Source organism: Haloferax sp. s1, assembly GCF_058382125.1.
The window spans coordinates 1-5,060 of record NZ_JBZRPK010000460.1; the positions used below are offsets into that span (position 1 = coordinate 1).

5 protein-coding genes and 2 pseudogenes are annotated in these 5,060 nt (G+C 57.6%); 2 read left to right on the plus strand and 5 right to left on the minus strand.

Annotation, left to right across the window (positions count from 1 at the left end; all coding sequences use genetic code 11):
• Positions 1–280 (plus strand): annotated as a pseudogene (locus tag QT222_RS06755) (Hsp20/alpha crystallin family protein); the annotation flags it as partial.
• A gap of 420 nt (positions 281–700) precedes the next feature.
• Here QT222_RS06755 and QT222_RS06760 read toward each other — a convergent pair.
• A complete protein-coding gene (locus tag QT222_RS06760; RefSeq protein ID WP_491476719.1) occupies positions 701–985 on the minus strand; it encodes a PadR family transcriptional regulator in 285 nt (94 codons plus the stop codon).
• Positions 986–1,345: 360 nt separating this feature from the next.
• Positions 1,346–2,536 (minus strand): hypothetical protein, encoded by a 1,191-nt coding sequence (locus QT222_RS06765; RefSeq protein WP_491476720.1) that lies wholly within the window; start codon positions 2,534–2,536, stop codon positions 1,346–1,348.
• A gap of 142 nt (positions 2,537–2,678) precedes the next feature.
• Here QT222_RS06765 and QT222_RS06770 point away from each other — a divergent pair, with 142 nt between their 5' ends.
• Positions 2,679–2,939, plus strand: a complete 261-nt coding sequence (locus tag QT222_RS06770; RefSeq protein ID WP_004061047.1) for a hypothetical protein — start codon at positions 2,679–2,681, stop codon at positions 2,937–2,939.
• Between the two features lie 424 nt (positions 2,940–3,363).
• Here QT222_RS06770 and QT222_RS06775 read toward each other — a convergent pair whose 3' ends face one another.
• From QT222_RS06775 to QT222_RS06785, 3 genes and pseudogenes are all read right to left on the minus strand, one after another.
• Entirely contained in the window at positions 3,364–3,882 is a 519-nt protein-coding gene (locus tag QT222_RS06775) for an SMI1/KNR4 family protein (RefSeq protein ID WP_491476721.1), read from the minus strand.
• A complete protein-coding gene (locus tag QT222_RS06780; RefSeq protein ID WP_491476722.1) occupies positions 3,879–4,124 on the minus strand; it encodes a hypothetical protein in 246 nt (81 codons plus the stop codon). The genes QT222_RS06775 and QT222_RS06780 overlap by 4 nt, the downstream gene beginning before the upstream one ends.
• Before the next feature lie 189 nt (positions 4,125–4,313).
• Positions 4,314–5,060: pseudogene (locus tag QT222_RS06785) on the minus strand (hypothetical protein); the annotation flags it as partial.

The following is a 5,060-nucleotide window of genomic DNA, read 5'->3' on the forward strand; positions in this document are numbered from 1 at the left end:
GTACGAAGCAGACGATGAGTTCGTCCTGAGCGTCGAAATGCCGGGCTTCGATTCCGAGGAGATGTAGGTTTCGTGGGACGAAGGCGTGCTCAACATCGCTGCCGAGCACGAAGACGAGAAACGCGGCCAGCGGAAGACCTACCATCGTCGCTTCCGGTTCCCGAAGAACGTGGACGACGATGAAATCACGGCGCAGTATAATAACGGTATTCTCGAAGTCCGGCTGCCGGTGATGACTGGTGGGACAACCCGTGGAACGGAGATCGAAATCCAAAGCTAACACCGGCTGCGCCGTCTCAGCTCGGTAGTATCGGTTGACAGCCAAGTTTTTCAGAGTGATATTCGAGGAGTGAGTAGAAATCCTCACCGGACGAAGGAAACGACGGAATTGCCGACTAATTGTGACCCGACGGAGCTGACCTTATTGTTGCTCACGGTGGTTCCATCCGCTTGCTTCTCGGCACGTGAAGGGGCTCAACATCGCGAAGCACTCATGGAGCAGTCACAGGCAAACTGCTCGATAAACGAGTTTCGCTACGACCATGAGGCGGATGCAACGACAATCGTCCGCGAGGACTGTACTGACCACTGCTGAGTCACCCATCTTCACCGTCCGGTGCTGGTCACCCGCTATCCCAACGAACGCGCTCGGGTGGCTTGTAGTGTCTGCGAAGAGAGAGAAATTCGGTTGGAGAGGGGGTTATTCGTCCATTACATCGAGATACTGCTGTTCCCATTCATTTCGGGCTTCGATCTCGCGACGCCCCCGTGCTGTCAGTCGGTAGCTGTTGGTTCGACGGTCTTTCTCGCCTTTGTCGACGAGACCCTTCTCGACGAGGGTGTCGAGATTCGGATAGAGCCGACCGTGGTGAATCTCGGTTTCGTAGTAGTCCTCCAGTTCTTCTTTGATGGCAAGGCCGTGCGGCTCATCTAACCCCGCCATAACGTACAGCAGATCACGCTGAAACCCGGTTAGATCGAACATGTGTCCGTTTTGTAGCTAGTTGGGAACACAGATACGTCTGTTGGGCTGTGTTGAATTCTCACGAATTACAGGTTCGCGGTCATGTTTTTTTCCACAAGTGTCGTTGTCGCGATAGTGTACAGCTAGATCAATCGTCCCCGTCCAGATGACAGCGAGTATGCTGATGATTGCAGTCAGTTTTCACTTTACCATCGCAAAAGAAGTATCAGAATGTGATTAATATAGTATTGTAAATATGAATCGATACGCTGGTGTGGACTCGGGGGGGACTCGTCGACCATTTCCTTTCGAGACGGAGTGTCGAGATATAATCGCACTGGTGTTGGACAACAGTCGACTCCGTACGACCCATATCGGCCGCTAGGCGAGGGAACCAATCCAGCTCTGTCTGTGTTCTGGATTCTGCGAGCGGTCGCGTTCGTTATACACGACGAACAGCCCGTTCCGTGTCGGAACGAGGTGATCAACGTCGGCGTGGTGACTTGCGATGGGGTATCCTGCGGGACCATCGGTACCGGCAGAGACGAGTTTGGGTGCCGAATCAGGAGCGCGGACGACGAACCGATAGTCCGTGAGTGTTCCGTCGGTATCGAACCAGGCGAGCCACGGGAGAGAGCCGTCACCGCAGAGTGCAGTTCCCGAAAGCAGGTATCCGTCGTCGAGTGCAATTGCATCTCGCCCGAAATTGCTGGTCGCTGCGAACCCAATGGCCCGGTCGAGCAGTATCTCGCCATCGGTATCGATGACGAGTAGTCTGGCGTCGTTCGCATCCGACCGTTCCCACGCCTTCCCGGCGATGACGCTCGCGCCAGCACGGTTCTGGTCACTGTCCATGGACCCGGTGGTGTCTAAGCCTTGCTCGTGGGACGCGATGCTGTCGAGCGTGTCGGAACTCCCGGTCTCGGCGTAGTAGTACTCGCTGTGTTCTTTGGTTCCGTCGGGCGAAACCCAGGCAACAGATGAGCCGCTGACGTATCTGAGTGCGCCCGTTTCGTCGGCGACGAGCGACTTGCAGTCGTTGCCGGCGTACCGTTCGCGCCAGTGTTCGGTGCCATCGTCGGCGTCAGCGGCGAGGAGCCAATCTCTGGTTCCGTAGACCCGCTCCCAGGAACCCGGTGACCGTCGGGAGTAGCTGCCGGTCTGGCCGCCGGCGACGACGCCGTCCGGGGTCGCAACCACCGTCTCGAAGGTGTCTCCGGAGCCAGACGGGTATTCTTGTTCCCAGCGACGGACGCCACCAGCCGTCACCGACGCCAGCCGGGCTGGCGGCACCTCCTCGGACTGGTCCGTGTCGGCTGACAGACTCTTGCCAGCGACGACTGGCCCACCCGGGCTCACCGTGACGGCCTTCGGCCGTCGCTTCCGGTCCCAGCGGTACTCCCAGTCGACGGTTCCACTTGGACTGAGTCGCTGCAGGAAGCCACCGAATCCATCGCCAGTGCGGTCTCCCACGTCGTACCAGCCGACTGTGTACAGCCCATCGTCACCGGCCAGCACCGCATCCGTTACGAATCGTTCACGCTCGGAGCCGAGGCGGGTCCACCACTGCACCGTCGCCCCGTCCCTCATCGCGCACCGCCGCGTGCTGTCCCGTCGAATTGGCGAAAAGACATATCACAACGGGAGAATAGCGAGCGCAAAAGACTTCGCTTCTGTCGGAACTGTTTACTCCGTATCGTCCCTTGACCGACCAATGCGAGTCCTCGACCGGAAACGGTACTCCTACGTCTTGCTAGCCCGCGACGGGGAGTGGATTCTCACGTTCTTACTCGGCGGCCCCGTGGAGCGCGATGTCTCCGTGCGATTGACGCCCGTAGAGGTCACCGCAATCGAAGCCGGCGACTCGTCGGCCGAGGACCTGGTCGAGACCTTCGGCGCCGACCTATCGGCCACCGAGGACAGACAGATAACTCCCACCGTCTGGCCTGCAAAGGACGCCGAGAGTGGGTCGTAGTGCCGCAAGTCGTTTCGACAGTGCTCTTCGGTTTCGATCGAGGCGTGTCTGTTCAGTGTCCGGATGAAGTTCCTCCCTCCACGACCTGAAACTTCTCGATGTGGGTCGCCGAGATGCAACGGAACACCCGCCTTTCGCCCAGATTCGTCGACAGGGTCGGTTGCTGGGAACACATGGATTCTACGATACAGGAAGGTCAGTGAAATATTGCCAAGGCGTTACAGACGATCAAGCGTTCCCATTCCGATGCCGTCACGCTCTCCGAGACGGAACTCCAGTGGTACATCGATGCGGATCGTGACCTACGGACTGGGTAGATCATGCGCTACACCGACAGGTGTTTGGTCAATCGCTGTCTTTCGGTCGTCCATCCCTCGTTCGACTGTGAACGGCTCTCGCTACCTGTTGTCCGGCGTGGTTGTAGTCAGAGATCGTCCTCGTGGACGAGTACGCTGTCGCCTTCGAGATAGACGTACTCCCCAGCGTCGAGGGCATCGAGAAACGTGTCGAGATACGCTGCAAAGGAGGGCGCTTTCACGTTATGGGTGGGATTCTCGTGCCGCCACTCGGTCACGGGTGTCTCCGACTCATCGGGTGCATGTTCGACGTACAGGACGTCGCCGCCGCCGTTCTCCATGATCGGAATCGACGTGGTCGGATCCCAGTCGCCAAACTCGAACTCATGCTCGATATCTCGCAACGCTTCCCACTGTCGCACGACCTCCGCCAATGGGAACAGTCGCCAGGACCCGACAGCATGCGAGTCGTCGGTCTGTCCATCGTGGATGCGATAGGACGCTCGAACCGACGGCGGAAAGTCGAGGCCAATTGTCGATTCGGCCTGTCTGATTTCTGCGTCCGTCGCTCCCGGCCGGAGATGGTTCGTCAGTTCCGGTGCGTGTGTCTCGAACCACTCCCGTATCCGATCCCAGCGAGCATTCATGGCATCTGTACGTCCGGATCTGCAATGAAGAATGGCTCTCGAACCGCGCCGATTACGGCCACAGCCTTAGTTGGCGGCGTTCGAACCACGGCTACGGCGTCGACCGCCTCGATGGAACTACCGAAGATACCGTATTTGGACTGACAAAGCCAGTCGAAACTCCGAAGGAAAACAAACACTGGAGACAGCAAGTCGTCGACGATCACGCGTTCGTCGTCGCCGACTGTTGCTGTCTCTGGCACCCCGTCGACGATCCCCTCCGAGAGAACGACAGCGCGAGTTGACTGTATTCGTGAGAGCTTTCCCCGAATCTAACAGTTTCTGCTGTGTTTCCTTCTCACCCCTTTGCCTACGTCCAATCGCTCAGAGACGAGTGTACACCAGAAAAGCCCGAAGACGCAGCGATAGCAGAAACTGGCGCACGGACTGAATCAGGTTTCGATGGTACAGTCGCCCTCCGCGTTGTCTTGATATTCGTTGACGGCACAGACGTCGTCGTTTACCGTTCCATCGTCAGATGACCAGAGACCCAACGCTTCGCTGTGGCGGAGCGTGGAATCAACGACCTTGATACGACCACTTTCCACGTGAACGTTTCCACTGGTATCACGGCCACCGTACTCGACGATGGCGTGTTTCAGGATGTTTTTGCGGCTCTCAGAGAACGACATGACAATACCGTCCCACCAGCCGGGAACATCGTCGGTAGCTGTGAACACAATCTCCTCTTCAGGAGTTCCTTCGGCGATGAGTGCACTGTCAGGTGCCATCTGAATGGATGTTCCCTCCTCGAACCTGAAGACGGCGCCCGGATCGACAGTCACTTCGATATCTTCCACTCTGATCTGGCCGTTCACTCGATAGGGCACGCCGAGATTGTGCCATGTCACGGCACCGCTATCGACGTTATCATCCTCAACTGACACTGTTTCGGCCTCAACGACGACCACATCCGCCGTGTTGCCTGTGTACGAGGATTCTGAATCTAGATAGTGGAGGTTATTCGCAGTCACACGGACTGCCCCACGTTCGTTTTCGGTATACTCGTTCGAGTCAACGTCGGGCATCGTTACATTCTCGTCGATATAGAGGCCGTACCCGTCACTGTTCGTTACCGTCGAATTCGTGAGCGGAAGGTATGTACCGCCTCCCAGATGGTTATTCGCCTCGTTGTTACG

Bases quoted from the DNA above. Each gene is read 5' to 3' on its own strand.
- QT222_RS06760 (WP_491476719.1), bottom strand. From the start codon at position 985: ATGTTCGATCTAACCGGGTTTCAGCGTGATCTGCTGTACGTTATGGCG.
- QT222_RS06770 (WP_004061047.1), top strand. From the start codon at position 2,679: ATGCGAGTCCTCGACCGGAAACGGTACTCCTACGTCTTGCTAGCCCGC.
- QT222_RS06775 (WP_491476721.1), bottom strand. From the start codon at position 3,882: ATGAATGCTCGCTGGGATCGGATACGGGAGTGGTTCGAGACACACGCA.